Annotated in this window: 24 protein-coding genes and 1 pseudogene; 13 read left to right on the plus strand and 12 right to left on the minus strand. The window is 64.5% G+C overall.

All coding sequences use genetic code 11. The features are described 5' to 3' along the window. Positions 1-11 precede the first annotated feature (11 nt). The 9 genes and pseudogenes from U0042_RS28635 to U0042_RS30010 all read right to left on the minus strand — a co-directional run. Complete coding sequence (locus U0042_RS28635; RefSeq protein ID WP_114811401.1) at positions 12-3,578, minus strand: condensation domain-containing protein; 3,567 nt, start codon at positions 3,576-3,578, stop codon at positions 12-14. Between the two features lie 209 nt (positions 3,579-3,787). Then, positions 3,788-4,606 carry an ATP-binding cassette domain-containing protein gene (locus U0042_RS28640; protein WP_114811400.1) on the minus strand — a complete coding sequence of 273 codons (819 nt, stop codon included), beginning with the start codon at positions 4,604-4,606 and terminating at the stop codon, positions 3,788-3,790. After that, positions 4,603-6,294 (minus strand): cyclic peptide export ABC transporter, encoded by a 1,692-nt coding sequence (locus U0042_RS28645; protein WP_114811399.1) that lies wholly within the window; start codon positions 6,292-6,294, stop codon positions 4,603-4,605. The genes U0042_RS28640 and U0042_RS28645 overlap by 4 nt, the downstream gene beginning before the upstream one ends. Before the next feature lie 99 nt (positions 6,295-6,393). Continuing rightward, positions 6,394-7,251: a YqcI/YcgG family protein gene (locus U0042_RS28650; protein WP_114811398.1), complete on the minus strand. Its 858-nt coding sequence runs from the start codon at positions 7,249-7,251 to the stop codon at positions 6,394-6,396. A gap of 159 nt (positions 7,252-7,410) precedes the next feature. After that, positions 7,411-8,847, minus strand: a complete 1,437-nt coding sequence (locus U0042_RS28655; RefSeq protein ID WP_114811397.1) for a peptide synthetase — start codon at positions 8,845-8,847, stop codon at positions 7,411-7,413. A 79-nt stretch (positions 8,848-8,926) separates the two neighbouring features. Then, entirely contained in the window at positions 8,927-9,913 is a 987-nt protein-coding gene (locus tag U0042_RS28660; protein WP_114811396.1) for a TauD/TfdA family dioxygenase, read from the minus strand. Further along, positions 9,910-10,731 carry a thioesterase II family protein gene (locus U0042_RS28665; protein WP_114811395.1) on the minus strand — a complete coding sequence of 274 codons (822 nt, stop codon included), beginning with the start codon at positions 10,729-10,731 and terminating at the stop codon, positions 9,910-9,912. The genes U0042_RS28660 and U0042_RS28665 overlap by 4 nt, the downstream gene beginning before the upstream one ends. A 3-nt stretch (positions 10,732-10,734) precedes the next feature. After that, positions 10,735-10,989, minus strand: a complete 255-nt coding sequence (locus U0042_RS28670) for an MbtH family protein (RefSeq protein WP_114811394.1) — start codon at positions 10,987-10,989, stop codon at positions 10,735-10,737. A gap of 210 nt (positions 10,990-11,199) precedes the next feature. Beyond that, positions 11,200-11,327 (minus strand): annotated as a pseudogene (locus U0042_RS30010) (YciI family protein); the annotation flags it as partial. A gap of 376 nt (positions 11,328-11,703) precedes the next feature. Here U0042_RS30010 and U0042_RS28680 point away from each other — a divergent pair. From U0042_RS28680 to U0042_RS28700, 5 genes are all read left to right on the plus strand, one after another. Then, positions 11,704-12,030 (plus strand): ArsR/SmtB family transcription factor, encoded by a 327-nt coding sequence (locus U0042_RS28680; protein WP_114811393.1) that lies wholly within the window; start codon positions 11,704-11,706, stop codon positions 12,028-12,030. 132 nt (positions 12,031-12,162) lie between these two features. After that, positions 12,163-13,227, plus strand: coding sequence for an alkene reductase (locus tag U0042_RS28685; protein ID WP_114811392.1), 1,065 nt, complete (start codon positions 12,163-12,165; stop codon positions 13,225-13,227). A gap of 544 nt (positions 13,228-13,771) precedes the next feature. Next, entirely contained in the window at positions 13,772-14,038 is a 267-nt protein-coding gene (gene infA / locus U0042_RS28690) for a translation initiation factor IF-1 (protein ID WP_114811391.1), read from the plus strand. A 324-nt stretch (positions 14,039-14,362) separates the two neighbouring features. Continuing rightward, positions 14,363-14,653 (plus strand): hypothetical protein, encoded by a 291-nt coding sequence (locus U0042_RS28695; protein WP_114811431.1) that lies wholly within the window; start codon positions 14,363-14,365, stop codon positions 14,651-14,653. A 133-nt stretch (positions 14,654-14,786) separates the two neighbouring features. Next, a complete protein-coding gene (locus tag U0042_RS28700) occupies positions 14,787-15,002 on the plus strand; it encodes a hypothetical protein (protein ID WP_114811390.1) in 216 nt (71 codons plus the stop codon). A gap of 61 nt (positions 15,003-15,063) precedes the next feature. On the opposite strand, the gene U0042_RS28705 is transcribed toward U0042_RS28700, so the two are convergent. Then, positions 15,064-15,288: a hypothetical protein gene (locus tag U0042_RS28705; RefSeq protein ID WP_114811389.1), complete on the minus strand. Its 225-nt coding sequence runs from the start codon at positions 15,286-15,288 to the stop codon at positions 15,064-15,066. A gap of 179 nt (positions 15,289-15,467) precedes the next feature. Beyond that, positions 15,468-15,671: a cold-shock protein gene (locus U0042_RS28710; protein WP_017777519.1), complete on the minus strand. Its 204-nt coding sequence runs from the start codon at positions 15,669-15,671 to the stop codon at positions 15,468-15,470. 504 nt (positions 15,672-16,175) lie between these two features. On the opposite strand from U0042_RS28710, the gene rpsU reads away from it, so the two are divergent. Together rpsU and U0042_RS28720 are read left to right on the plus strand one after the other, a co-directional pair. After that, entirely contained in the window at positions 16,176-16,388 is a 213-nt protein-coding gene (rpsU, locus tag U0042_RS28715) for a 30S ribosomal protein S21 (protein WP_114811388.1), read from the plus strand. Positions 16,389-16,606: 218 nt separating this feature from the next. Beyond that, entirely contained in the window at positions 16,607-17,218 is a 612-nt protein-coding gene (locus U0042_RS28720; RefSeq protein WP_114811387.1) for a LysE family translocator, read from the plus strand. Between the two features lie 73 nt (positions 17,219-17,291). Here the strand turns inward: U0042_RS28720 and U0042_RS28725 are convergent, their stop codons facing one another. Then, on the minus strand, positions 17,292-18,224 hold the full coding sequence (locus tag U0042_RS28725; RefSeq protein ID WP_114811386.1) for a LysR family transcriptional regulator: 933 nt from the start codon (positions 18,222-18,224) through the stop codon (positions 17,292-17,294). A 225-nt stretch (positions 18,225-18,449) separates the two neighbouring features. Here U0042_RS28725 and U0042_RS28730 point away from each other — a divergent pair, with 225 nt between their 5' ends. From U0042_RS28730 to U0042_RS28755, 6 genes are read left to right on the plus strand one after another with little or no spacing between them, the layout of a single operon-like run. Further along, a complete protein-coding gene (locus tag U0042_RS28730; protein ID WP_114811385.1) occupies positions 18,450-19,991 on the plus strand; it encodes an ABC transporter substrate-binding protein in 1,542 nt (513 codons plus the stop codon). A 57-nt stretch (positions 19,992-20,048) separates the two neighbouring features. After that, positions 20,049-20,966: an ABC transporter permease gene (locus U0042_RS28735; protein ID WP_114811384.1), complete on the plus strand. Its 918-nt coding sequence runs from the start codon at positions 20,049-20,051 to the stop codon at positions 20,964-20,966. Between the two features lie 9 nt (positions 20,967-20,975). Beyond that, positions 20,976-21,881 carry an ABC transporter permease gene (locus U0042_RS28740; protein WP_114811383.1) on the plus strand — a complete coding sequence of 302 codons (906 nt, stop codon included), beginning with the start codon at positions 20,976-20,978 and terminating at the stop codon, positions 21,879-21,881. Between the two features lie 25 nt (positions 21,882-21,906). Beyond that, positions 21,907-22,896, plus strand: a complete 990-nt coding sequence (locus U0042_RS28745) for an ABC transporter ATP-binding protein (protein WP_114811382.1) — start codon at positions 21,907-21,909, stop codon at positions 22,894-22,896. Then, entirely contained in the window at positions 22,893-23,819 is a 927-nt protein-coding gene (locus U0042_RS28750; RefSeq protein ID WP_114811381.1) for an ATP-binding cassette domain-containing protein, read from the plus strand. The genes U0042_RS28745 and U0042_RS28750 overlap by 4 nt, the downstream gene beginning before the upstream one ends. A gap of 4 nt (positions 23,820-23,823) precedes the next feature. Beyond that, positions 23,824-25,233 (plus strand): M20 family metallopeptidase, encoded by a 1,410-nt coding sequence (locus U0042_RS28755; protein WP_114811380.1) that lies wholly within the window; start codon positions 23,824-23,826, stop codon positions 25,231-25,233. The last annotated feature ends 19 nt before the right edge of the window (positions 25,234-25,252 follow it).

Raw genomic sequence — 25,252 nt, forward strand, 5'->3', positions numbered from 1 at the left:
GAGCCCCATCCTTAGTGCTGGTACGCGCCGGCAGCGGGCTGCGCCGCGCTGTCCCGCCCGATGTTGGGTTCCGTGTGGCGCTGTTCGCATTCGCCAAGGCTGAATTGCGCGATCGCGCGCGCAGGCTGCGCGGATGCCTCGTCGAGCAGCGCCACGTAGTGCGCCGCGAACTGTGCGACGAACGCATCGTCGTAGAGCGCGGCGGCGTAGGCGAATACGCAATCGAGCCCTTCGTCGCCGCGGCGCAGTACGTCGAGCGCGAGTTCGAAACGCGCTTCGATGGCATTGGCATCGGTGTCGATGAGCGCGCCGCGCACGCCGTCCAGATCGAGCGACGCGGCAAATTCCTCGTGCAGCACGAACTTGATCTGCGCGAGCGGATGCGCGGCCAGCGCGCCCGCGTGTTCGCGCCGCTCGCCGTGCGCGGCCACCACGCGATCAAACGGCACGTCCGCGTTGGCCTGTGCCTCGATGCTGTCGTCGCGCACCGCGCGCAGCAGCGTGGCGAACGAATCGGAGCCCTTTACCGAGGCACGCATGGCGAGCGTGTTCACGAAGAAGCCGATCAAGCCCTCGGTTTCCATGCGGTCGCGGCCCGCCACCGGCACCGCGACCACGATGTCGCGCGCGTGGCTGTAGCGATAAAGCAGCGCATAGAAGGCCGCGAGCAGCACCATGAAGAGCGTCGAATGCTCCGAGCGTGCGAGTGTTTCGAGACGCGCACTGAGCGCAGGCGAAATGCGCAGACGTGTGCAGGCGGCGCGCGGATCGCATGGCGTGCCGCGCTCATGATCGGTGGGCAGATCGACGAACTGATCGTAGCCGGCGAGGCGCGTGCGCCAGTAGTCGAGCTGCGCATCGAGCACGGCACGGCCGTCGCCCGCGAAGTATTCGCGCTGCCATGCGGCGTAGTCGGCGTACTGCACCGGCAATGCCCGAGGCGCGTAGGTCTCGCCACGTCGCGCCGCGCGATACGCGGCGGCGAATTCGCGCAGCAGAATGTCGATGGACCAGCCGTCTACCACGATGTGATGCATGACGAAATGCAGCACGTGTCGCGAAGCACACCGCACGAGCGCCGCACGCACGAGCGGACCGCGGGCGAGGTCGAACGGTGCACGCGTGCGTTCGCGTAACACGCTATCGAGCGCGCCGTGCTGCAAAACCGATTCGTCCAGATCGATCACCTCCCACGTCCATGCCGAAGCCGCCTGCCCCGCGGGCACCACCTGCTGACGCGGCACGTCGTCCATTTCCACGAAGCGCGTACGCAGTGCTTCGTGCCGGCGCACGAGTGCGTCGATGGCGATACGCGTGGCCTCGACGTCGGGCGGCCCGTCGAATGAGAGCGTGATGGGCACGTTGTACGCGGCGCTCCCGGGATCGAGGCGCCACAGCACCCAAAGGCGCGCCTGCGGCAGCGAGAGCGGCGCTTCGCTCGCGCTACGGCGCACGAGCGCTGCGGGCGGCGGCACGTCGCCTGCGCCTGCGGCCCATCGCGCATCGAGCGCGGTGCCCAGCGTGGCCGGTGTCGTGTGCGCGAACAGCAGACCGCCCGGCACGTCACGCGCGAATCGCTCACGCAGCTTGGCGGCCACCTTCAACGCGAGCAGCGAGCGGCCACCGAGCAAAAAGAAGTCATCGGAGGGTGCGGGCAACGGTACGTCGAGTACGTCGCGCCAGACCTCTGCGATAACGCGCGCGGTGGCAGTGAGCGGCTCGTCGCGTCGCGTGCCTGCCGATACGCCGTCGCGACGGCGATGGCGCGCGTCGTGCACAGCGAACGGCACAACGGCTGCGCTACGCCACGCGTTCAGGCAGGCGCTGCGCTGCAATTTGCCGCTCGACGTGCGCGGCAGATCGCCCGGTTCCAGCAACAGAATCAGCGCGACTTCGTAGCCGAATGCCTCGCCCAGCGCGTTCGAGATCGCCGCGAAAATGCGCTCCGACGCGATGCGTCTGCCCCGGCCGCGTGGCACTTCGGCAGCCACGCCGATCGCTTCGGCGCCATCCGCGCCTTCTGCGCCTTCGACGGGAAACGCCGCAATGCGTCCGCGTCGCAGCGATTGAACGCGGTCGGCCAGCACGGCTTCGAGGTCCTGCGGATACACGTTCTCGCCGCGCAGCACGATCATGTCCTTGCGTCGGCCGCAGAGGAAGAGTTCGCCCGAGTCGATGAAGCCGAGATCACCCGTGCGCAGCCATCGGCCCGGAAAGCCCGGCGTCTCGTCGAGGAACGTGTCCGCCGTGGCCTGCGCGTTGCGCCAGTAGCCCTGCGCGACGCTCGGCCCGCTGCACCATATTTCGCCGATACGTCCATCGGGCAGCCGTTCGCGCGTGTTCGGGTCGACGATCGCAAACGTGTGGGCCAGTGCCGGTCCGCCGCAACCGACCACGGCCTTCGCATCCGCGGCGCGCGCAGGCGGCAATGCAAGCGGCGTGAGACTCGCGAGAGCGGACGCCGAGAAGCGCCGTTCGGCGGCGCCTGCACCGGCCTTCACGCCGGAGACGAACAACGTCGCTTCTGCCAGGCCATAGCAGGCATAGAAGGCGCGCGCGTCGAACCCGTGCGACGCGAAGCGTGCCGCGAAGTGATCGAACGTAGTCTGGCGAATCGGCTCGGAGCCGCAGAACGCGACGCGCAGCGACGACAGGTCGAGACCATCCAGTTGCGCGTCGCGCACGCGCTCGGTGCACAGCCGAAACGCGAAGTCGGGGCCGCCTGTGTGGGTGGCCCGCTCTTTGGCCGCGCCCGTCAGCCAGCGTGCCGGGCGTTCGAGAAAATGCAGCGACGAAACGAGCGTGACCGGAAAGCCGCACAGCAGCGGCATCAGCACGCCCGCGATCAAACCCATGTCGTGATAGAGCGGCAACCACGAGAACATGCGGTCGCCGGGCCGGCAGTCCATGGCGTGTGCCATCACCGCGACGTTGATGCACAGATTCGCATGGCCCACCATGACGCCCTTCGGCGACGACGTGGAGCCCGACGTGTACTGCAGAAACGCAATCGCCTGCGGGTCGACATGCTCGACGCAAAACGCCGCGGCGGGGTCCACGTCGCGCGCGGAAGCATCGACGAGCACGGCATCGCCCAGCCCGTTGCCTGCCACGGTCGCGGCCAGCCCAGCACGCGACGATTCGTCGAGCACTGCGATACGCGCCGCGCAATCCGACGTCATGCGCCGCAACCGCTCCACATGCGCGCTGTGCTGCGCCTCGGGCGGATAGGCCGGCACCGCGATCATGCCCGCGTACTGGCACGCGAAAAACGAGACGACGTAGTCGAGCCCGCTCGGCAGCATGAGCAGCACGCGATCCCCTGCCGTGCCGTGCCGGCGCAAGACGGCGGCGAGACGGCGCGCGCGGGCGTGCAGCGCTGCGTAGGTGAGTTCGTGCGCATCCGATTCGCCGTCCGCGAGAAAGTGCACCGCCACCTGGTCGGGGCGCTGCGCCACATGAGCGTGCAGCGCCGAGACCAGGTCGTGTGCCGGAACGGCGAGGGCCGCCGATGCGTACGCGTTCCCGTCAGGGCTCGCAACCGTTGCCTCAGACCGCCGCGCTTCGATCACAGTCATCCTTTCCTCCTGGGTTTTGCCGCGAGTTCGTCGGGACACGGCAAAGAACATGCGAATTCGAGCCGCGGCCCTTGCCTGGGAGGCACGGGCCGCGGCACAACATCGTCATTGCGGGGGAACGGCGCGGCGCTTCTGCGGAACGCCTGCACATGAACTGCCTGACTACGGATTCGGCGGCGTGCCCTCTCTCGCGCGCCGGCCGGCTTCTGCTAGTACGCGAAGCTGATGGGCGCGCCGCCGCGCGGATGCGGCATGACGCCCATGGGCACACCATAGATTTCGGCGAGCGTCGTTTCTTCGATGAGTGTCTGCGCGGCACCGCTGGCGAGCAGCGTGCCGCGTTTGAGCGCGATGAGGTCGTCGCAGAAACGCGCGGCCATGTTGACGTCGTGCAGCACCACTACGACGCCGAGGCCGCGACGCTGGCTCAGCGTGCGCACGAGATCGAGCACTTCGATCTGATGCGCGATGTCGAGCGCCGAGATCGGTTCGTCGAGCAGCAGACATTGGCTGTCCTGCGCAACCAGCATGGCGATCCATGCGCGCTGCCGCTCGCCGCCCGAGAGGTTGTCCACGAGACGGTCCGCGAAGTGAGCGATGTCCGTCAATTCCATGGCCTCGTCCACCCTGTCCCGGTCCGTGCCCGTGAAGCGGCCGAGTGCACCGTGCCACGGATAGCGGCCCAGCGAGACCAGCTCACGCACCGTCATGCCGTTGGCGCCGGGCTGCTGTTGCGGCAGATACGCCACGCGTCGCGCAAACGCGCGGTTGTCCCATTCGGGCAGCGCGCGGCCTTCGAACGAGAGCGAACCGGACGTGGGCACCTGTTGTCGCGCGAGCAGCTTGAGCAGCGTCGATTTGCCCGAGCCGTTGTGACCGATGAGCCCGCATACGCGCCCTGCGGGCAGCGTCAGCGTGAGCGGCTGCAGCAGCACGCGCGCAGCTACTGCGAACGACACGTCGTGCAGCGCGTACATCGGTTCGCGCTGCGGTTGTCTGAGAGCAAGGATCGAAGCGTTGGCATTCATGATGCGGACATTCCAGGTTGAGGGGCCGCCGCGAGATCAGCGGAATGCGCCGTTTCCAGCGGCACGCGTGCGAGTGCAGCGCCCGGCCCCTCTTCGACGATGCGGCCGAAATCGAGCTTGATGTAGCGATCGGCGAGCGAAAAATAGCGGTCGTCGTGCGTGATGACGAGCACGGTCTTGCCCTTCGCCTTCAATCCAGGCAGCAGGCGGCGGTAGAACACGTCCTTGAACAGCGGGTCCTGGTCGGCGGCCCATTCGTCGAACACGTAGAAGGGCCGGTCCTCCAGGTACGCGACCAGCAATGCGAGCCGCTTGCGCTGCCCTTGCGACAGCTGGAGCGTGGAGAACACGCCGTCTTCCACACGTACCTTGTGGGCCAGTTGAAGCGCTTCCAGCAATTGCTGCGCGAGCGCATCGAGGCCGTGCTGCGGCAAACCCAGCAGGTTCTCGAACAGGAAGAAGTCGCTGAAAACCACCGAGAACTGCTGACGGTAAAGGTCGCGTTGCGCGTCGTCGACGGGATGGCCGTCGAGCAGCACGTGGCCGCTCTCCGGCACATACAGCCCGACCAGCATCTTCGCGAGCGTGGTCTTGCCGCTGCCGTTGCCGCCGATCAGAAAGACCACCTCGCCGGGTTTGAACGCCAGATCGATGGGACCGAGCGTGAAGACCTCGTTCTCTTTTTCGCGGAAATAGCGGTGCGTCGCGGCGTGCAGCGCAATCGAGGTGAACGGCTTCACGGCGACCGGCGCGAGCGATTTTTCAGGCGGCAATTCCGCGCTCACCTGTTCGATGCGTTCGAGCGCCACGCGTGCCGAACTGAGATTCGGGATAGCGGACAGCACCGCCTCGATGGGCATGATCATGTAGACGAACACAATGGCATAGCCCGACATGACGTGCGCATCCACCTGAATGTGCCGCGCGAACACGAACAGCGTGAGGCCGATGAAGGCAAAGAGAATGCAGTTGCCCCAGCTCGAGGCCGCCGCGTACAGCATGTAACCGCGCGTGCGCTGTACGCGCACGGCTTCGACGTTGGTTTCGAGCGTGTCGTCGATGAAGGCGCGCTTGCGCTCGCGGTGCAGCTTCAGTTCCTTCGCGCCGTCGAAGAGCGCGCGAAAGTGCTTGACGAGATCGTCCTCGCGCTTGCGCGATGTGCGCAGATGAAACATTGCACGCGTATGGGCATAGCGAAAGCCGGCCATGCCGAGCACGATGGAAACCACGGCCACCGCCAGAATGGGCCACGACAGATAGCCGAGATAGACGAGGCAGCCCACGATGACGGCGCTTTGCATCGCAAGCGCAGGCAGGCTCACGAAGAACACGACGATCGTATCCAGATCTTGTGTGAGCACAGCGAGCGAGCGCGCGGCGCCCTGCTTTTCCAGATGCGGATACGATGCGTCGCCAATGCGCCGGATGGTACGCATGCGCAACGTGGCCTTCGCCTTTTGCCCCAGCCACATGAAGAGCGACTGGGCGAGCGTGCGCATGGCAACGACCACGACGCCCACCGCCAGAAACTGCCAGCCCAGGCGCGCCAACTGCGCGGGCGCCGCGCCGAGCGCCTGATTGACGAGTGCGAGTAGCGCCGCATTGCCGAGGCCGCCCGCGATACTCGCCGCAAGCGCAACGGCCAGTGCCCAACGCGATTTGCTTACCAGATGCCAAAGTAAGGACATGTATTTCCTTTGATAACGAGAGGCGCGCGGACCCGAGGCGCCTGCGGTTTCGTGGAAGCGCCAGCGCCCGCTGCCGTCCCAGTTCCGCACGACGTGCCCTTACGCACCCTCTTCCTCACGTGTGTTCGCGGCAGCGGCGGCATGGTCGCGCTCATGCGTCTGCCGCATGCGTTTGAGAAACGGACAACGATCGCCCGCGGGCACGTTCGCATCCTCGAGAAAATATTGCTTCCATTCGAGATTGCCGGGATCGCCGAAAAAACCGAGATCGGGATGCGCCGGAATCTCGTCCCACGCATCGAGCCGCTTGCGCACTTCGTTGCGCGCCTCGCGGCCGATGACCTTGTTGGTGATCGTGTCGACGAAGACCGAACGCGGCTGAAACAGCAAGACCATGCCCGGCCCCAGGTTGCGGCTGCGGCGAGCACGAAACGAAGGGCACGCGCAGACCACGAACATCTGCACGCCGGCGTATGAAAATTCCCATGCTTCTTCCATGGGGTCCGGCTGCTCGTCGGCTCGCGCGTCGGGATCCACGTCGTGCAACTGCTGCAGGATGGCCCAGAACAACTCGCGGTAGGCGCTGTGCGACAACGGCTGTGCGTCGGGTTCGAAGAACACGGCCAGATTGTTTCTGCGGTACTGCGGCTGCGATGCGAGCGTCGCGAACGTTTGCATTGTCGCGGGCAGTTCGCACGTGTCCTTGCCGTTGACGAACGAGTAGAACATTTCGCCGCGCCGCTCGGCTATCGTGCCGAAAAAGCACGGGTACGCCGGGTCCAGCACCTGTGCGCGCAGCGTCGAATACGATGTGGCGAGCCACGCCGGAATCGACACCGCAGCGCCCGTTCTGCGCCCCGCGATGACACGGCTGCGCCAATCGCCCGCCTCGAACGCGAGGGGATCCGGGCGGCTGTCCCGCACCTCGCCGAACGCGCCTGCATTGCCTCTTTCCATCATTCGCTTCCTGCTCCACGGTTGAGCGCGACCTACGCGCGGGCATTCCCGGGCCATGAGGCCGGGAACGTCGATGCTGCAATCGTGGGGAAGCGACGCCTTTCGTATCGATGTCTTTCATGTGGCGCCGTGGATAAGACACATGCCCTGTCGAGGGGCTTAAACGGTTGCCGGTTGATCGAGTTCGGCGACGAGTGCGTCGACCCACTCGTCCGGAATGATGGGCTGGTGGTACGTGCATTCGCGCGAAGTCACGGTGGAGCCGTGCAGCCGGCCATCGGGAATCAGCACCTTGTCGCCGATGTGCATTTCCAGCTGCATGCCGACATTGCCCCAGAACAGCATGTCGCCTTCCTCGATCGTGACGAGCCGATGATCGTTGTGCACGTGGGTGGTCGAACACATCTCCATCGGTTCGACGAAGGTTTCGCGATCGATGTCGGGACATTCCGCATCGATGCGCGCGCTGATGCGATGCGCGAACGCAACGTAACGGCGAATGGAGGACAGCCAGCGCAGTTGTTCGCCGAGGTCCCAGCGCGCGCGTTCGGCCAGCCGCTGCGCCGCGACGATGCCCTGCACGCACTGCTCGTGCGCGGGCGTACCGACTTCTACCGCAAGGCGCCGCAGCGCTTTCGCAGCGCGCTGGACGAGCGCGTTCTTGAGCGCCTGCGCGTCACCGGGCGCCCTGCCCGCAGGCTGCAGATGGGCGCAGGCGCGTTCCAGCGCGAGACCGAACGCGAGCCACTCGGCCTCGGCGCCGAATGCGGCGCCGATGAGCCCGAACGCGCGATCGGGGCGACGTGCGAGCGCATAGAGCAGATTGCATTTCGCGGTGCTCGTCGGTAAATAGAACTGCCAGTAGGCATGCTGACGTCCCGTCACACCCATGGCCGCCGCAACGCGTTCCAGCAGGGCGTCGTCGGGTGTCTCGGCATGCAGCGTGGGACGCTCCGCTGGAGCGAGCAGATCGAAGAAGCCGCTCGCCTGCGCTCGGGCCAGCGCACGGCGCTTCGACTCCGCGAGCGCCCAGCGCTGAACCATGACGAAGCGCAGCCCTTCTTCGAGATAGTCGTTCGCGACAAGGCGCGCGAACGTGTCGTTCCAGAACGCCAGCTCGCCGTCCACGATAGCGGCAAGCCGTGCACCGGCAGCATCCGCGGGCTCATGTGCATCGACGTCTTTGCCCAGATACTCGAACGCGTAGGCCTCCAGGAAAGGGGCGATCTGGGCGCCGAGCAGACGCGTGTGCTCGTCATGGAATTCGGTGAAACGCCGCCATGAATCGGCCCCGGTGCCTGAAGGCGCACGCGCAATGTCCAGCTCGTAAATCGACATCAACGTGCGGCCCGAGGCCAGCGCCGCCAGACGGCTCACGTTATGTGGACGCACGGGTTTCATGAACTTCAGGAACGCGAAGTCTTCGGGACGCAGCGGCCGGCGATGAAAGTCGTCGTCGAGCACGAGTTCATCCACGGTCGCGCTGCGATACGGCGCAGCCGCTGCAAAGGCCTGAATGAGCGAGACGTAGTGCTCGCTCTTGCCCTCGAACGGCGAGAAATCGAAGAGCGGAAGCGAATCGGAATGCGTGGTCATTGGGTCCTTCTCCAGTTCTCCAGGTTGCCATCGTCAATCTCGACTACAGCGCGTGAGGTCGTGTTGGCCGCATAGGGGCCTATGCCTTGCCCGCGCCGGACTCGCCGGTCATGGCGACGAGCACGCGGCGCTTGCCTTCGTATGGCGCGCGGCCATGCGACATCAGCACGTTGTCGAGCACCATGAGGTCGCCGTCGTGCCAGTCGAACGAGAGCATCGTGTCGCGATAGACGGCACGAATCTCGTCGAGCATGGTGGCTTCGATGGGTGTGCCGTCGCCGAAACAGGTATTGCGCGGCAAGCGGTCTTCGTCGACCACATCGAGCAGCGCTTCGCGTAGTCCCTGCGGCAGGTTCGTGAAATGGAAGAGATGCGCCTGGTTGAACCAGACGCGCTCGCCGGTCACAGGGTGCGACAGCTCCGACTGACAGACTTCGCGCGTGCGTAGCGCCTCGCCGTCGTCGAGCCATTCGTATTCGATACCACGCTCGCGGCAGTAGCGATCGACGTTCGATCGATCAGTGGTGCCAAACACCTGCTGCCACGGCAGGTCAAGACCATTGCCATAGTTGCGCACGTACATGACGCCGCGTTCGGCGAAGCGACGGCGCAGCGACGGCGACAGTCGCTCGTACACGCGCCGGCTGTCGGCCACGGGCGTGGCGCCGCCACGTGTCGAGGCTACGTCGCAATAAAACCAGATGCGCGCGGGCCAATGACGCGTATAGGACTGCTCGTTGTGCTGATCGATCCATTGATCGGCGGGATAGTCGGTGGAGGAGTAGACGCGATTTTCAATGCGGCTTCTGGGCGTGGAGCCGAATTCATAGTCGAGCGCACGGCCGAAATGCGAGACGAAGCGATCGAAGCCGCTCACGCCCGCGGGCTGAAAGCCGCGCAACAACACGCCGCCGTCACTCGACAACGCCGATTCGATACGTGCGCGCAGAACCGCAAGACTCTCTTCGAGCGAGCGACCGTCTTGCGCCTCGATCACGGCGAGACGCGTGCCATTGCGTTCGAACACCTGTTCCTTGAGCGGGAGCGTATGGGTCAATGACGTCATGAAGGCTCTCTCACGAAAGATGGCGCAGCTTGCGTGGCCGCACTTACGTCGCGCGGCAGCGCGGTCGCGAGCCCGTCCGCAATGCGCGTCAGCACGGCGTCTGCGTCGTCGGTCAAGAAGAAATGCCCGCCGTGGAAGCGATGAACCGTACAACCGGCGCGCGTCTCGTCGGACCATGCTTCGACGTCCGCTGCATGACATGTCGCCGGATCGTCACGTCCGATGAAGACATCGATCGCACAATCGAGCGGCTCACTGCCCGAGGCCACACGCGCGGCGAGATAAGCGGGATGCACGCCGCACAAATGGAAATCGGCACGCAGGGCGGGCAGCATGAAATCGATGAACTCGTGGTCGTCGAGCAAGGCTGCGGGCGTTCCGCCGCGCACACGCAGACGCTCGACAAGCACCTCGCTGCCCGACGCGAGCCAGTGCGTTTCGATTGCTCGACGCGCGGGCGCAACGGTCCCCGAAGCGCCCAACCAGACGGGATCGGGAAAGCCGCGCTGCCGCAGTGCATGAGCCAGTTCGAGGCCCACGAGAGCGCCCATGCTGTGGCCGAATATGGCAAACGGTGTCTGCGTATCGAGCGCGCCCGCCACGTCGTCAGCCACCCGATTCATGAGGGACGGCCAGTCGGCAAGGGGTGGTTGGTTGCGCTTCACGCCGTGGCCCGGCAAGTCGATCGCCATGACATCGGTGAACGAAGGCAACTGGCGCGACCACGTCCGATAGAGCGCTGCGTTGCCGCCCGCGTGTGCCAGGCAAACGAGCGTGATGCGCGGCGTGGCCGCGGCCCTTTGCGTCGTGAAGCGCATCGCTCAGACGGCGGCCGTTCCGGCGCCGCGCGTCGCCTCTTCCGCCTGCGCTTCGGCTTGCGCCATCGCCTTGCGCAGACTCAGCGGACGCATATCGGTCCACACCTCGTCCACCCACCGAAGGCATTCGTCCTTCAAACCCGACTTGCCCGCGGCACGCCAGCCCGCAGGAATCGCCTTGTACTCCGGCCAGATCGAGTACTGCTCTTCGTCGTTCATCACCACGACAAACCGCGTGTCTTCGTCGCCCCAGCTCATGATCTTTCCGACCTCCGCATGTTTCTATGAAATACGAATGCAAGTCATTATCATTTACATGATGATGGATAGAGCAAGGCACGCTGTCAAGGTTCTTTTTGTAGAAGGCGTATCCGGCAGAAGGCAGGAGGTTCGTCAGCGTCCCCTGCGCCATCACGAGCAAACGGCTGTAATGCGGCGTCAAAAACAGCGATGTCCTGAAACAGTACCGACCCGCACCACGGTCGCCGTGCCGGTGGGCTGCGGTCGGTGGGAGCCGCCAGCCCCTCTGCCTTCTTCAACGATTCGGTGTACGCCTGATACGCGGCAACGCCTTGCTGCCGCTCGCCGTCGGTCATCTGGCTCCAGCGGTTTTCTTCCGATGCAGATGGACACGCGGCGTCGAGAAAACTGCGGACGCGGCGTTCGTCCTGCGCACTCGTATGCGAAGTTGCCGGTCGAAGAGGTTCGGGGCGGACACGCTCCCTGGTCCTGCATGTACATGCCGTACAGCGGGCGGGCTTCGGCCGGCAATATGGGTGCTTCCGTCTTTGGTCCGGGCGACGCATGCAGGCTGTACTCGCACGCCGACAAGGTCTGTCCCTATGACGGTCCTATTTCATCGCACACCACCATCCCCTTCCGGCAGTAGTGCTACTTTATATATCGTCGTTTTCCGATATAAAATTCGTCCCGTAGCGATGCTAATTTCGTGTGCCACCGGTACGTACTTTCATGAGTTCGAGAAAGCCCGCAGCAGCCGTTCCCGATATCGACGCCATTCTGAAGGCGCTCGCCAATCCCGTGCGCCGCGAGATTCTGGGGTGGCTGCGCGATCCGTATGCGCATTTCGCGGATCAGGAACTGCCGCTCGATCACGGCGTGTGCGCGGGCAAGATCGACGCGCGCTGCGGCCTGTCGCAATCCACCGTATCGGCCCATCTCGCTGCCTTGCAGCGCGCGGGGCTCGTAACGTCGAAACGCGTGGGCCAATGGGTGTTCTTCAAGCGCAATGACGCGGTCATCAAGGCCTTTATCAAACGCATGAATACGGAACTCTGAGCACACGTGCACGCATCGCCGCGCATGGCCTGTCTGGTAACGCTGTATCGCCGGGGCCTTCCGTCGGTTTCATCGCTTTCATCACTTTTCCTCAGCCGCGGGCCACGTGCCCGCCCTAAAGGTGAACACAACATGGCAACTCTTTTCGACCCGATCCAGATCGGCGATCTCACCCTGCCCAACCGCATCATCATGGCGCCGCTCACGCGTCAGCGCGCCGGTGAAGAACGCGTGCCGAACGCGCTCATGGCCCGTTACTACGCGGAACGCGCAACGGCTGGGCTGATCATCAGCGAGGCTACGTCCGTTACGCCGCAAGGCCTCGGTTATGCGGATACGCCGGGCATCTGGTCGCAGGAACAGGTGGAAGGCTGGAAGCTCGTGACCGAAGCCGTGCATGCAGCCGGCGGCAAGATCTTCCTGCAACTGTGGCACGTGGGCCGCGTTTCGGACCCGATCTTCCTCAACGGCGAGCTGCCCGTTGCACCGAGCGCGCTCGCACCGCAAGGCCACGTCAGCCTCGTGCGGCCCATTCGCGAATACGTGACGCCGCGCGCGCTCTCGCTCGACGAAATTCCGGGCATCGTAGCCGCCTTTCGCAAGGGCGCGGAAAACGCGAAGGCTGCCGGCTTCGACGGCGTTGAAATACACGGCGCCAACGGCTATCTGCTGGACCAGTTCCTGCAAGACAGCACGAATCACCGTACCGACGCCTACGGCGGTTCGATCGAAAACCGCGCACGCCTGCTGCTGGAAATCACGGACGCCTGCATCGACGTCTGGGGCGCCTCGCGTGTGGGCATGCACCTCGCGCCGCGTGGCGACATCCACACGATGGGCGACTCGAACCCCGCGGCAACGTTCGGTTATGTGGCGCGCGAACTCGGCAAGCGCAAGATCGCCTTTATCTGCGCACGCGAATCGCTGGGCGACAATCGGCTCGGCCCCGTATTGAAGGAAGCGTTCGGCGGTCCATACATCGCCAACGAGAAATTCACGAAGGAAACTGCACAACAGGTGCTCGATGCAGGCGAGGCCGACGCGGTGGCATGGGGCCAGCTCTTCATCGCCAATCCGGATCTGCCGCGACGCTTTGCGGAAGATGCGCCGCTCAATGCGCCGAACCCGGCGACCTACTACGCGCGTGGCGAGACGGGCTATACCGACTACCCGTCGCTGGACGAACAGGCGGCATAAGCACCACGGCCGCAACAGAACGCGAAGTCCGCTTCGATACGAAGCGGTTTGTCATGCAAGAAAGGCGCGGCTCGATGTATTGGGCCGCGCTTTTTTTGCTCGTCGCGTGACCGGTCTTCCGTTTGTGTGCCCTCGCCCACAGGCGCTCCCCGCGGGCCTTTGGGCCACAGCGCGGTGAAAATGACGCTCTTCGGTTACAATACGTGCTCAAGTTGCTTCGAACAGCCCACCACAAAACGTGCGTAGTTCGTCGCGAATTTCCTCTTGAACGATCGTGCAGTGAGGCCGGCGATACCCGCCCCTCAAAGCTGTGCGCCCCAACTTCCACTGGCCCGGTATCAAGGGCCGCCGCGGTTTCCCGTTCTCTCGCGCACGTACCTCGCCACCTGAACAGGCGACGCCCGTGAAGTCCATTCAGGACGCTGGGAGCACCAGCGGACCGCAGGCTTTCCATTCCCGTGCGAGCGCCTGTTGTACAACGCTCGCGGCATCTTCCCCAGCGAGGCATCAGAAACGGTGTCGCGCCCATTGAACAAGACCTTGAATGGCTAAAGAAGAACTGCTTGAACTCGACGGTATCGTTGATGAAGTACTGCCGGACAGCCGCTACCGCGTCACGCTCGACAACGGCGTCGTGGTGGGTGCCTACGCATCCGGCCGCATGCGCAAGAATCACATCCGCATTCTGGCGGGCGACCGCGTCACGCTGGAACTCTCGGTGTACGACCTGACGAAGGGCCGAATCAATTTCCGCCACAAAGACGAACGCGCCGGCGGCACGACACAACGCGCCGCATTTCGCCGCCGCTGACACGACGGCGCGAGAACGCCGGCGGGCTACCTCATTCGCGCGCATCACGCCGCGCGCGCGCCGGCAATCGATGCTTCTCTCCCGCTTCGCGGCGATCGCGATCGCTCCAGAATTTCCGCTGTACAAATCGGGCAATAGGCGTAGCATGAGGCCGTCGATTGCCCCACGTCCGTTCCCGGCGCCTCGCCGTCTCCTGTTCAATGGGGCCCGGCCACACGCCTTCATCGCGGGCCGAACAACCCGGCTGATCGTGTGAACACTGAATCCAGTCGATCACACCTCCCTCCGTTTCGCCGCATGCTGATGCGGCATCAAAGGTATCCCATGACAACAGGTTTGCGTCTCTATCGCGGACTGGAAATCTATCCGCTGGTCTACCCGCATCGCGCAACCGAACCCGGGTTTGGGCACAACTACGACGAAGGGTTCGACGCCGCCGTGCGCATCCAGGAGCCGGGCAGTGCGGACGGTGTATCGCGCAGCCGCGTATTCAGGCTGGCGAGCGCCAAGCCCTTCCGCAACGCTGGCGATGCGAGGCGCGCCTCCACGGCTTACGCGGAACGACTCATCGATACCTGCCCGCGGGACACGCACGTCCTCGATCTGCAAGCCTGAGTGCCGTGTTCTTTGCGCAATCGATACGGATACCTATCTAGTTTCATGTATCCCCTTCGGCCGCTGCGCTGAAATAGACGGGTGGATTTGCAAGGCGGACCTTGGCGCCGCAGCAGCCAGACAAGGAAAGAAGATGCACTTCAATTCAACGCGATTCACCATCGATCCCACGCCACGTCGAGCCGACGGCGAATACATCGCACACGCACGTATCAGCACCCACGGTGTGGACGGCAGCGCGTGCGACATTCATCTGAGTGGCGATCTGGCGGGCTTCGACGTACGCGAAGACGCCGTTGCGTACGCAAAAAACTGGGCCCAGGAGTGGCTGGATGCCCGCTTTGGCTGAGGAAACTGGAGGTAGTTGAACGTGAGGCGTGTGGGCAGCCATTCACGCCGGTGGTGACGCGTTAGCCGCGTGTATCGATCCAGTCGCGCGCCCATCGGTCAGAATAGACGATGGCGTCTTCTTCGCAGCTGAAATATCCGATGGAATAAAACTCGTAAAGCGCAGACCCGGAATGAGCGTCGGGGCGCGAGAGCAATACGTTCGAGGAAAAGCAGCCGTCAGGCAAAGAGTGAGCAGACGGCGAGACCGCATAACCGCGGTATTGTTTGGTGGAAGAAATTTGCATGATGGGTGTTGAAATTGAACATGAGTGCAGGACCGCGCCTTTCCGTAAAGGAACGCTGATCTATTCAGATCGGAGAACCAGCCTGGGGGATGCAACCTGAGGTGCACTGCCCACCGAAAACCGGTGGGACAGTGCGATGGGGCAGCGTCCGCCGCGAGTGCGGCAAACGCCTGAAAGACTTACAGCGGCTTGATGTTCGACGCCTGAAGGCCCTTCGGGCCACGCTTCGTTTCGAAGCTCACTTTCTGGTTTTCGGCCAACGTCTTGAAACCGTCGCCGGAGATTTCCGAAAAATGCGCGAACAGGTCGGGGCCACCTTCATCCGGAGTGATGAAGCCAAAACCCTTTCCTTCGTTAAACCATTTGACGGTACCGGTATTCATATGAATCCCTCAAAAAAATAAATTGATCATTCCCGTTCCACATGGCGACGGGGAAGCATCAAGAGGGAGAAAGAGGACAACGAACTCCGCGCAAATGGCGGACAAGAGACGACACCAATTGAACTTCCTGAATACTTCAGCGGCGAACGATACGCGGATAGTGCGCCCCGGTCAACTCATTTCGAACGCTCAAACGTAACAGCACGAAAAGCGCGGAAGAGGCAGTAATTTGAGCAGGAAATAGCGTTACACGTCCCGCCATCACGCGTATAGTGCCTTCCAGCAGGCGGCCATGCTACGCACCGTTCGATGGAATACGAATTTCATTCCGGGCGACGACGAAAAATCTCGCGTGCCTGAAAAAGGCTGAAACGCACCGGCGCAAAGCGTGCCCTGCAGGCCCTCGCCTCCCTTCACACGTCGCTCGATGCCGGCGGAACAATACGGCGCCTCGCGCTGCCAACGTCCCGCGGCTCATAACGCGAACTCACTCTCAGGAAAGAATTGACTACCGTCACCCCCAAGTTGAACGAACCCGTTGAGGTCGCGCTGCGCCGCTTCCGTCGTTCCATCGACAACACCGGCCTCCTCAAGGAATTGCGCGCCAGAATGGCCTACGAAACGCCGACGGCAAAGCGCAAACGGAAAAAAGGCGCCGCGGTGGCCCGCCTGCGAAAGCAGATCAAACGGTCGTTGCCGCCGAAGAAGCTGTACTGAGCGGACAGAGGTTGCTTGCTCGCGGACAGGCAAGCACGTCGCTGCGAGAATGCGCACCTCGCCGGCCACACCTCGCCGGCCGCACCTCGCCGGCCGCACCATCACACCAGCCCGGCAAGACGCCTGCGCGCAACGTGTATTACCATTTCGCCACGGCCTCGAAGCGGTATCCATAACCGCATGCCCAGTCAGGCCGCGTTCGGCATGGAGACACCTCGATGACACTCTCAGGTCTGTCCGTATTCGCACTCGCGCTGATCGTGGCCGCCGGCTCGCCGGGCCCCAGCATCGCTGCGCTCGTCGCACGCGTACTCACCAATGGCGTACGCGACGTGCTGCCCTTTTTAGCCGCCATGTGGATTGGCGAAGCGCTGTGGCTCACCTGCGCGGTGACGGGGCTCGCCGTGCTCGCGCATACGTTCGCTCTCGCCTTCATGGTCGTGAAGTTCGCGGGCGTCGCCTACCTGCTCTATCTCGCGTGGAAGATGTGGCGCGCGCCCGCCGACGTGCATGAAGGTGCGCTGCCGAGCGGTCAGTCGCCGTGGCGCATGTTCGTGGCGGGGCTCATGGTAACGCTCGGCAATCCGAAGATCATGGTGTTCTATCTCGCGCTGCTGCCCACCATCGTGGACCTCTCGCGCGTGGGCACGGTGGCGTGGCTGGAGCTGACGGGCACCATGCTGATGGTGCTCATGACGGTGGACTTCGGGTGGGCCATGGTCGCGGCTCGCGCGCGCAAGCTGCTGACGAACCGCCGCGCCGTGAAAATCGCGAACCGTGCCAGCGCCACGATGATGGCGGGCGCGGCCGCAGCCATCGCCACGCGATAGCCGCCGTACGGCGAAGCAACTTCAACGCATCGCCCACGCCCGCATGGCCAATGCCCTTGTGCGGGCCGCGCACTTACGCAACGCTATCCGCCTTCGCGCCGATGTTGGCAAGCTGTGCGCGCAGGAACTCGAGAAACAACTGCACCACCTTGGGCAGCGTGCGCCCCACGAGCGTCTGCAGTTCGATGCTGCGCGCGTCCATGCCGCGATCGCTGATGCGCACCAGCGCCATCTCGCCGCGCACCTGACGCGAGCGAACCGTGACTTCGCCTGAAATCGACACCGCGTCGGACGCCAGCGCGAAGTTGTGCAGCGACACGATGTAGTTGCTGACCATCACGGGTTCGATAACGAGCCGTTGCTGGCTCGACACCACGTCGAAAAGCTGGCGGATCGTCGTGCTCGTATCGGGCAACGCCAGCGGCCATGCACAAAGCTGCGAGAGCGACACCTGCGTGAAGCGCGCAAGCGGATGGTCTCGCCGCATCACGGCCATCACTGGAGCAGGCTCGCGGTGCTCGATCTTGATGTCGCTTTGCGGCGTGCGGCTGAAGGTGACGCCGATGTCGGCCTCGCCTTCGCGCACGCGCCGCGAGACGGTCGCGGGCGGGCACACAGCCGTATGGAACACGATGCCCGGATACTTCTTGCGAAATTCCGCGATGGTGTGCGGCAGGAATTCGATGGCAAACCCTTCCGATGTCACGACCCGCACCTGTCCGCGCCGCAATCCCTGCAATGCGTCGATGTCCTGAACGAGCCGGTCGGCCTCCAGTGCGGTGCGCAACGCATAGACCGCAAGCATCTCCCCCGCTGCGCTCGCCACCATGCCGCGCGAACGCCGCTCGAACAGCGGCGTGCCCAGCACGTCCTCGAGGTGCGCGATCTGCCGGCTGATCGCGGAGCCCGCAACATTCAGGCGTGTGGAGGCCTCGCTGATCGAACCGGCCCGCACGACTTCGAGAAAGTAACGGAGCGCCGTTTCCTGAAGGTGGTGATGTTTCATCGTGTCCCTTGCTCGTCGTTCGCGGGCGACCTGCCTGTGCTTCGAACGCAGTCGCTGCCGCGGGATACCTGGACCATGCCGTTTCGGCAACGCAGATTTATTGTTTCCATAATAGTCGCAACAAAATTCGCAGATTAGTCTTGGTGCACGGTCGTATGACCCGCCGGCACGCCGGTGCGTCATTGCAACGCTTTGGACATTCACCGCGTTCACAGGAGCCTCGCCATGACCCGTCGCACCCGGGCATTCGCACTCGCCGCCGCCCGATGCCTTTCTCTTTCCGTCGTGCTCTGCCTGCCTCCCGGCGCGTACGCCGGCAAGGCGAACGACACGCTCGTCTACGCGTCGGACAGCGAACCCGAGAACATCTCGCCCTATCACAACAACCTGCGTGAAGGCGTGATCGTCGCGCACATGGTGTGGGACACGCTGATCTACCGCGACCCCACTACAGGCGCCTACAAGCCCGAACTCGCTACGGTATGGAAGTGGGAATCGCCCACCGCGCTCGTGCTCGACCTGCGCCGCGACGTCAGCTTCCAGAACGGGGACCCCTTCACCGCGGACGACGTCGTGTTCACCTTCAACTATGTCGTGTCGCCCGATTCGAAGGTCGTGACGCGGCAAAACACGGACTGGATCAAGAACGCCGAGAAGATCAGCGACTACCAGGTGCGCATCAACCTGAAGGCGCCCTTCCCCGCCGCGCTCGAATATCTCTCGGGCCCCACGCCCATCTATCCGGCCGCGTACTTCAAGAAGGTCGGGCTCGAAGGATTCAGCAAGGCGCCTGTCGGCACGGGACCCTATCGCATTACCGCGGTCACGCCCGGCGTGGGCGTGACGATGGTCAAGAATCCGAACTATTTCAAAGGCAGCCCGCTCGGCACACCGAAAATCGGCACGATCAAGTTCCTCGTGATTCCCGATCCGGAAACGCGCTCGGCGCAGCTGATGACAGGCGCGGTGGACTGGATCTGGCGCGTGCCCGCGGACCAGGCCGATTCGCTGAAGTCGATGTCAAACATCACCGTGCTGAGCGGCGAGACGATGCGCGTCGGCTATCTCTCCATGGACGCGCAAGGCACCTCGGCAGCCAATTCGCCGTTCAAGGACGTGCGTGTGCGCCAGGCCGTGAACTACGCGATCGATCGTGCCTCGCTCACGAAGAATCTGGTTCGCGGCGGCAGTCAGCCCGTCTACTCGGCCTGCTTTCGCACGCAGTTCGGCTGCGACACGACAGGCGTCGTGAAATACGAGTACAACCCGGCCAAGGCGCGCGAACTGCTCAAGGCCGCGGGCTATCCGAACGGCTTCGACACGGACCTCTACGCGTATCGCGAACGCGAATACGCCGAAGCGATGATCGGCGACCTGCGCAAGGTCGGCATCAACGCGCGGCTTCACTACCTGCAATACGCCGCGCTGCGCACCGCGCAACGCGCGGGCAAGACGCCCATGACGTTCCAGGCCTGGGGCTCGTTCTCGGTGAACGACGTCTCCGCGTTCACGAGTGTCTATTTCAAGGGCGGCCCCGACGACAGCGCCAAAGACGCGACGGTCGAAAAGTGGCTCGACACCGCGGACTCGTCGAACGACGCGGGCCTCCGCAAGGTCAATTACTCGAAGGCGCTCGCGCGTATCAGCGAACAGGCCTACTGGGCTCCGCTCTTCTCGTACTCCACGAACTACGCATTCACCTCGTCGCTGAATTTCAAGGCATACCCGGATGAGTTGCCGCGCTTCTACGAGGCTTCCTGGAAATAGCCGCGCGACAGCAATCGCCGCAGCGGTCAACCATTCGACATCCCGCCAAGTCCAGCCATGTTCGCCTACACGCTTCGCCGCCTCGCCCTTGCCATCGCGGTCGCGCTGACCGTGTCGATCATCAGCTTCGCGCTGTTGCATCTCTCCGGTGACCTCGCCACGGCCATCGCGGGACCGGAAGCCACGGCCGCTCAGGTGGAAACGCTGCGCCACCAGTTCGGGCTGGATCGCCCCGTCACCTCGCAGTATCTCGACTGGCTCTGGCATGCGGTTCATCTCGACTTCGGGCGCTCGTTTTTCTTCCAGTCGTCGGTGGTCGATCTGATTGCGGAGCGGCTGCCCGTCACGCTCAAGCTCGGCGGCATCGCACTGGCTATCGCCGTGCTGGTTGCGATTCCGCTCGGTGTAGCGGCCGCCCTGTATCGCGACACCTGGGTAGACCGGCTCGCACTGTTCGTCGCCGTGATCGGCCAGGCCATGCCGAGCTTCTGGTTCGGCCTCACGCTGATCCTTGTCTTCGCGGTCGGACTCAAGTGGCTGCCCGTGGCGGGCAACGGCAGCTGGCAACATTTCGTACTCCCGTCCATCGCGCTCGGCTATTACGCTACGCCCGCCATGATGCGGCTGACGCGCACGGGCATGCTCGACGTACTCGGCGCCGACTACATCCGCACCGCACGCGCCAAAGGTCTCACGCCGGCACGCGTCGTGATCCGCCATGCGTTGCGCAATGCGCTGATTCCCGTTGTCGCGCTCGCGGCCGTCGAACTCGGCTTCATGCTGGGCGGGTCCGTCGTGATCGAATCGGTGTTCTCGCTGCAGGGGCTCGGCCAGCTTGCCTGGGACGCCATTGCGCGCAACGACTTTCCCGTCGTTCAGGCAGTTGTCCTGATCATCGCGATGTTCTACATCGGCCTCACGTTTTTCGCCGACGTCGCCAACGCGGCGCTCGATCCTCGCCTTCGCACGCGCTAGGAGCCGCCCATGTCATCGCCTTCGCGACTGCCCGCACTCGCCGCCGACGCTGCCCTCGCCCTGCCGCCGCGCCGGCACACCCTGCATCGGCTGCTCGGTCATCGCAGCCTTGCGTTCGGCGCGGTGCTGCTCGCGCTTATCGTCACCGGGGCCGCGCTGGCGCCCGTGCTCGCGCCGTACGACCCGTATGCGCAGGACCTGGCGAGCCGCCTCCTGCCTCCCGTCTGGAATCCGCGCGGCAGCTGGCTGCACGTGCTCGGCACGGACAAGCTGGGCCGCGACTATCTGAGCCGACTGCTCTACGGCGCGCGCGTTTCGCTCGTGATCGGCGCGTGCGCGGCGTCGCTTTCCGCGTTGATCGGCACCACGCTCGGCGTGCTGGCAGGCTACTTCGGCGGACGCGTCGATGCGGCAATCAGTTACGTCATCACCACGCGGCTCGCCATGCCCGTGGTGCTCGTGGCGCTCGCCATGTCGTCGCTGATCGGTGGGTCGCTCAAAACGGTGATCCTGCTGCTGGGGCTGTTGCTGTGGGACCGCTTCGCGGTGGTGTCCCGCTCCGTTGCGCAACAGTTGCGCGACGCCGAATTCATCGCGGCCGCGCGTGCTGTAGGTGCGTCCATGCCGTACATTTTGTTGCGCGAACTGCTGCCGAACATCGCGGGTGCGTTGATCGTCGTGGCGACGCTCGAAATGGCACACGCCATCCTGCTCGAAGCCACGCTCTCGTTCCTCGGTCTCGGCGTGCCGCCGCCCATGCCGTCGTGGGGCCTCATGATTTCCGAGGGCAAGGCCTACATGTTCTTTCAGCCCTGGGTGATCCTCATTCCGGGCGCGGCGCTTGCGCTCACCGTGCTCGCCATCAACCTGGTGGGCGACGGCATGCGCGACCTCACCACGCCCGACGGCCGCTAGGCGATCACTCATAAAGGAACGCGCCATGAGCCTGTTGCTCGACGTCGAAAACCTGCGGGTCGATCTGCCCACGCCCAACGGCACACTGCACGCGGTGCGCGGCATCGACTTTCACATCGCGCGCGGCGAGACGCTTTGCATCGTGGGCGAATCGGGCTGCGGCAAGTCGATGACGTCGCTCGCGCTGATGGGTCTGCTGCCGCGCCGCGCGACGCGGCAGGCGACGCGCCTTGCCTTCGACGGCACCGATCTGCTCGCGCTCGACGACCGCGCCATGGGCCGCCTGCGCGGCAACCGCATTGCGATGGTCTTTCAGGAGCCCATGACATCGCTGAATCCGTCGTACACGCTCGGCAACCAGTTGTGCGAAGCGTTGCGCCAGCACCGCAAGGTGACGCATCGCGCAGCGCGCGACCGCGCGGTCTACCTGCTCGAACGGACGGGCGTCACGAACGCCGCAGAGCGGCTCGGCCAGTATCCGCACCAGCTCTCGGGCGGCTTGCGCCAGCGCGTCATGATCGCCATGGCGTTGATGTGCGAGCCCGACCTGATCGTGGCCGACGAGCCCACCACCGCGCTCGACGTCACGATTCAGGCGCAAATCCTGCACATGCTGCGCGAGTTGCAGCAGGAAATGGGGGCGGCCGTGCTCTTCATCACGCACGACCTCGGCGTGGTCTCGCGCATCGCGGATCGCGTCGCCGTGATGTACGCGGGGCAGATCGTCGAAACAGCTTCGGCAAGCGATCTCTTCGCGCAGCCCAGCCACCCTTATACGCGCGGGCTGCTCAATTGCATTCCGGTGCGCGGCAAGACGCGGCCCGGCAGCCGGCTCGAAGCGATACCCGGCGTCGTGCCGTCGCTCGTGGGCGAATTTTCGGGCTGCGCATTCCGCAATCGCTGTCCGCAGGCACACGAGGCGTGCCTGCAAACGCCTGCGCTTGCCGCGGTGGACGCGCAGCATCTTTCGCGTTGCGTGCTGTCCGCGCGCGCACCTGCCGAGGTGACGTCATGAACGCCGTCGCACATTCGTTTCCCTCCATCCCCGCCCGAGCCGACCGGCTGCCTCACGCAATCGAGGCCAATACGGCGGCCATCGCGAACCGCGACATCGCGCTCGAACTGTGCGCACTTACGCGCACCTTCGAACTGGGCCGTGGCTTCTTTCGCGCACCGCGCGTATTGAAGGCGGTCGACGACGTTTCGCTGAGGCTCTATCGCGGCGAAACGCTGGGCCTCGTCGGCGAATCGGGTTGCGGCAAGAGCACGCTCGCGAAGATGCTGCTGGGTCTCGTCACGCCCACCGCGGGCAGCATTCTCGTGGACGGCCGACAGATCGATCCGCGCGGCGTGCGACAGCTGGCGCAGCGCATCCAGCCCGTTTTTCAGGATCCCTACTCATCGCTTAATCCGCGCAAGACAGTGGCGCAGATCGTCGGGTTGCCGCTGTGGCTTCACAAGCGCGGCACGGCCGCCCAACAGGCTGCGGAAGTCAAACGCATGCTGGACCTCGTCGGCATGCCCGAGCGCACGCACGGGCAGTATCCGAATCAGCTTTCGGGCGGCCAGCGGCAACGCGTGGCGATTGCCCGCGCGCTGATCCTGCGGCCCGCCATCCTGATCTGCGACGAACCGACGTCGGCGCTCGACGTCTCCGTGCAGGCGCAAATTCTCAATCTGCTGCTCGATCTGAAAGCCGAGTTCGGGCTCAGCTATCTGTTCATCAGCCACGACCTGGGCGTGGTGGAGCATCTGGCGGACCGCGTCGCCGTGATGTATCGCGGCAGCATCGTGGAGCAGAACAGCTGCGAGCAGATCTTCTCGAACCCCACGCATCCGTACACCCGTGCGCTGCTTTCCTCGGTTTTGACGCCCGTGCCGGGGCTCGGCCTGCCCAGCCCCGGCGCGCTTCACGCAGCGCCCCTCTCTGGAGACTGACACGATGAGCCGTAGCCGCGCCATCGACATGGCCACTTCCTACTTCGACGACGGTCGATTCATGCGCGTGCTGGACGAGCGCGTCGCCATGCGCACCGAAAGCCAGTTGCCCGATTCGCAGCCCGCGCTCTACGCGTATCTGCGCGAGCAGATGGTGCCCGCGCTCGCGGCGCTCGGTTTCACGTCGCGCATCGTCGACAACCCCGTGCCCGGCAAGAGCCCCTTCCTGCTCGCCGAGCGTATCGAAGATCCGGCCGCGCTCACCGTGCTGACCTACGGGCACGGCGACGTCGTGCCGGGACACGACGCGCAGTGGCGCGAAGGGCTCGCGCCCTGGCGCGTCGTCGTGGACGGCGACCGCTGGTACGGACGCGGCACGGCCGACAACAAAGGGCAACACACGATCAACCTCGCCGCGCTGGAACAGGTGATCGAAGCACGCGGCGGGCGCCTTGGCTACAACGTGAAGGCCATCATCGAAATGGGCGAGGAAACCGGCTCGCCCGGTCTCGCCGAAGTGTGCGCGCAACACCGCGAAGCGCTCGCCGCGGACGTGTTCATCGCATCGGACGGTCCGCGCGTGGCAGCCACGCGCCCCACGCTCTTTCTCGGCTCGCGCGGCAATTTCAATTTCACGCTGCAAATCAAGCTGCGCGACGGCGCGCATCATTCGGGCAACTGGGGCGGGCTGCTGCGCAGCCCCGGCATTCGCCTCGCCAACGCGCTTGCCACGATGGTCGATGCGCACGGCCGCATCCTGGTGAAAGGGCTTCTGCCCGAAACGCTGCCGGAAAGCGTGCGCGAAGCGTTGCGCACGATCGAAGTGGGCGGCGGCCCGAACGACCCCGAGATCGATCCCGCATGGGGCGAGCCGGACCTCACGCCCGCGGAGCGCGTGTTCGCGTGGAATTCGCTGGAAATACTGGCGTTTCGCACCGGCAATCCCGACGCGCCCGTGAACGCGATACCGGGCCACGCCGTCGCGTATTGCCAGCTGCGCTACGTCGTGGGCACGGACACCGCCAATCTCGTGCATCACATTCGCGAGCACCTGGACGCCTACGGCTTCACCGAGATCGACGTCTCGGAACGCGGCACGCGCATGGCCGCGACGCGGCTCGACCCCGACGATGCGTGGGTACGCTGGTGCCTCGCGTCGATACAGCACACCACGGGCGAAGCGCCCGCACTGCTGCCGAACCTGGGCGGGTCGCTGCCCAACGACGTCTTCGCGCACATTCTCGGCTTGCCCACGCTGTGGGTGCCGCACTCGTACGCGGCCTGCTCACAGCACGCGCCGAACGAGCATCTGCTTGCCAGCATCGCACGCCAGTCGTTGCAGATCATGGCCGGACTGTTCTGGGACCTCGCCGAACAAGGACCGGCCATTCGCGAGCAGAAACACGTGGCATGAATCGGGCGGCCGCGCGAAC

This window comes from Paraburkholderia kururiensis (assembly GCF_034424375.1).
In the GTDB taxonomy this organism is placed as follows: Bacteria; Pseudomonadota; Gammaproteobacteria; order Burkholderiales; family Burkholderiaceae; genus Paraburkholderia; species Paraburkholderia kururiensis_A.

Coding starts and splice junctions, on each gene's coding strand:
- infA (WP_114811391.1), top strand. CDS start 13,772: ATGGCTAAAGAAGAACTGCTTGAACTCGACGGTATCGTTGATGAAGTA.
- U0042_RS28700 (WP_114811390.1), top strand. CDS start 14,787: ATGCACTTCAATTCAACGCGATTCACCATCGATCCCACGCCACGTCGA.
- U0042_RS28695 (WP_114811431.1), top strand. CDS start 14,363: ATGACAACAGGTTTGCGTCTCTATCGCGGACTGGAAATCTATCCGCTG.
- U0042_RS28645 (WP_114811399.1), bottom strand. CDS start 6,294: ATGTCCTTACTTTGGCATCTGGTAAGCAAATCGCGTTGGGCACTGGCC.
- U0042_RS28670 (WP_114811394.1), bottom strand. CDS start 10,989: ATGAGCTGGGGCGACGAAGACACGCGGTTTGTCGTGGTGATGAACGAC.
- U0042_RS28665 (WP_114811395.1), bottom strand. CDS start 10,731: ATGCGCTTCACGACGCAAAGGGCCGCGGCCACGCCGCGCATCACGCTC.
- U0042_RS28725 (WP_114811386.1), bottom strand. CDS start 18,224: ATGAAACATCACCACCTTCAGGAAACGGCGCTCCGTTACTTTCTCGAA.
- U0042_RS28635 (WP_114811401.1), bottom strand. CDS start 3,578: ATGACTGTGATCGAAGCGCGGCGGTCTGAGGCAACGGTTGCGAGCCCT.
- U0042_RS28710 (WP_017777519.1), bottom strand. CDS start 15,671: ATGAATACCGGTACCGTCAAATGGTTTAACGAAGGAAAGGGTTTTGGC.
- U0042_RS28680 (WP_114811393.1), top strand. CDS start 11,704: ATGAGTTCGAGAAAGCCCGCAGCAGCCGTTCCCGATATCGACGCCATT.
- U0042_RS28745 (WP_114811382.1), top strand. CDS start 21,907: ATGAGCCTGTTGCTCGACGTCGAAAACCTGCGGGTCGATCTGCCCACG.
- U0042_RS28750 (WP_114811381.1), top strand. CDS start 22,893: ATGAACGCCGTCGCACATTCGTTTCCCTCCATCCCCGCCCGAGCCGAC.
- U0042_RS28685 (WP_114811392.1), top strand. CDS start 12,163: ATGGCAACTCTTTTCGACCCGATCCAGATCGGCGATCTCACCCTGCCC.
- U0042_RS28735 (WP_114811384.1), top strand. CDS start 20,049: ATGTTCGCCTACACGCTTCGCCGCCTCGCCCTTGCCATCGCGGTCGCG.
- U0042_RS28755 (WP_114811380.1), top strand. CDS start 23,824: ATGAGCCGTAGCCGCGCCATCGACATGGCCACTTCCTACTTCGACGAC.
- U0042_RS28660 (WP_114811396.1), bottom strand. CDS start 9,913: ATGACGTCATTGACCCATACGCTCCCGCTCAAGGAACAGGTGTTCGAA.
- U0042_RS28730 (WP_114811385.1), top strand. CDS start 18,450: ATGACCCGTCGCACCCGGGCATTCGCACTCGCCGCCGCCCGATGCCTT.
- U0042_RS28655 (WP_114811397.1), bottom strand. CDS start 8,847: ATGACCACGCATTCCGATTCGCTTCCGCTCTTCGATTTCTCGCCGTTC.
- U0042_RS28720 (WP_114811387.1), top strand. CDS start 16,607: ATGACACTCTCAGGTCTGTCCGTATTCGCACTCGCGCTGATCGTGGCC.
- U0042_RS28705 (WP_114811389.1), bottom strand. CDS start 15,288: ATGCAAATTTCTTCCACCAAACAATACCGCGGTTATGCGGTCTCGCCG.
- U0042_RS28650 (WP_114811398.1), bottom strand. CDS start 7,251: ATGGAAAGAGGCAATGCAGGCGCGTTCGGCGAGGTGCGGGACAGCCGC.
- U0042_RS28640 (WP_114811400.1), bottom strand. CDS start 4,606: ATGAATGCCAACGCTTCGATCCTTGCTCTCAGACAACCGCAGCGCGAA.
- U0042_RS28740 (WP_114811383.1), top strand. CDS start 20,976: ATGTCATCGCCTTCGCGACTGCCCGCACTCGCCGCCGACGCTGCCCTC.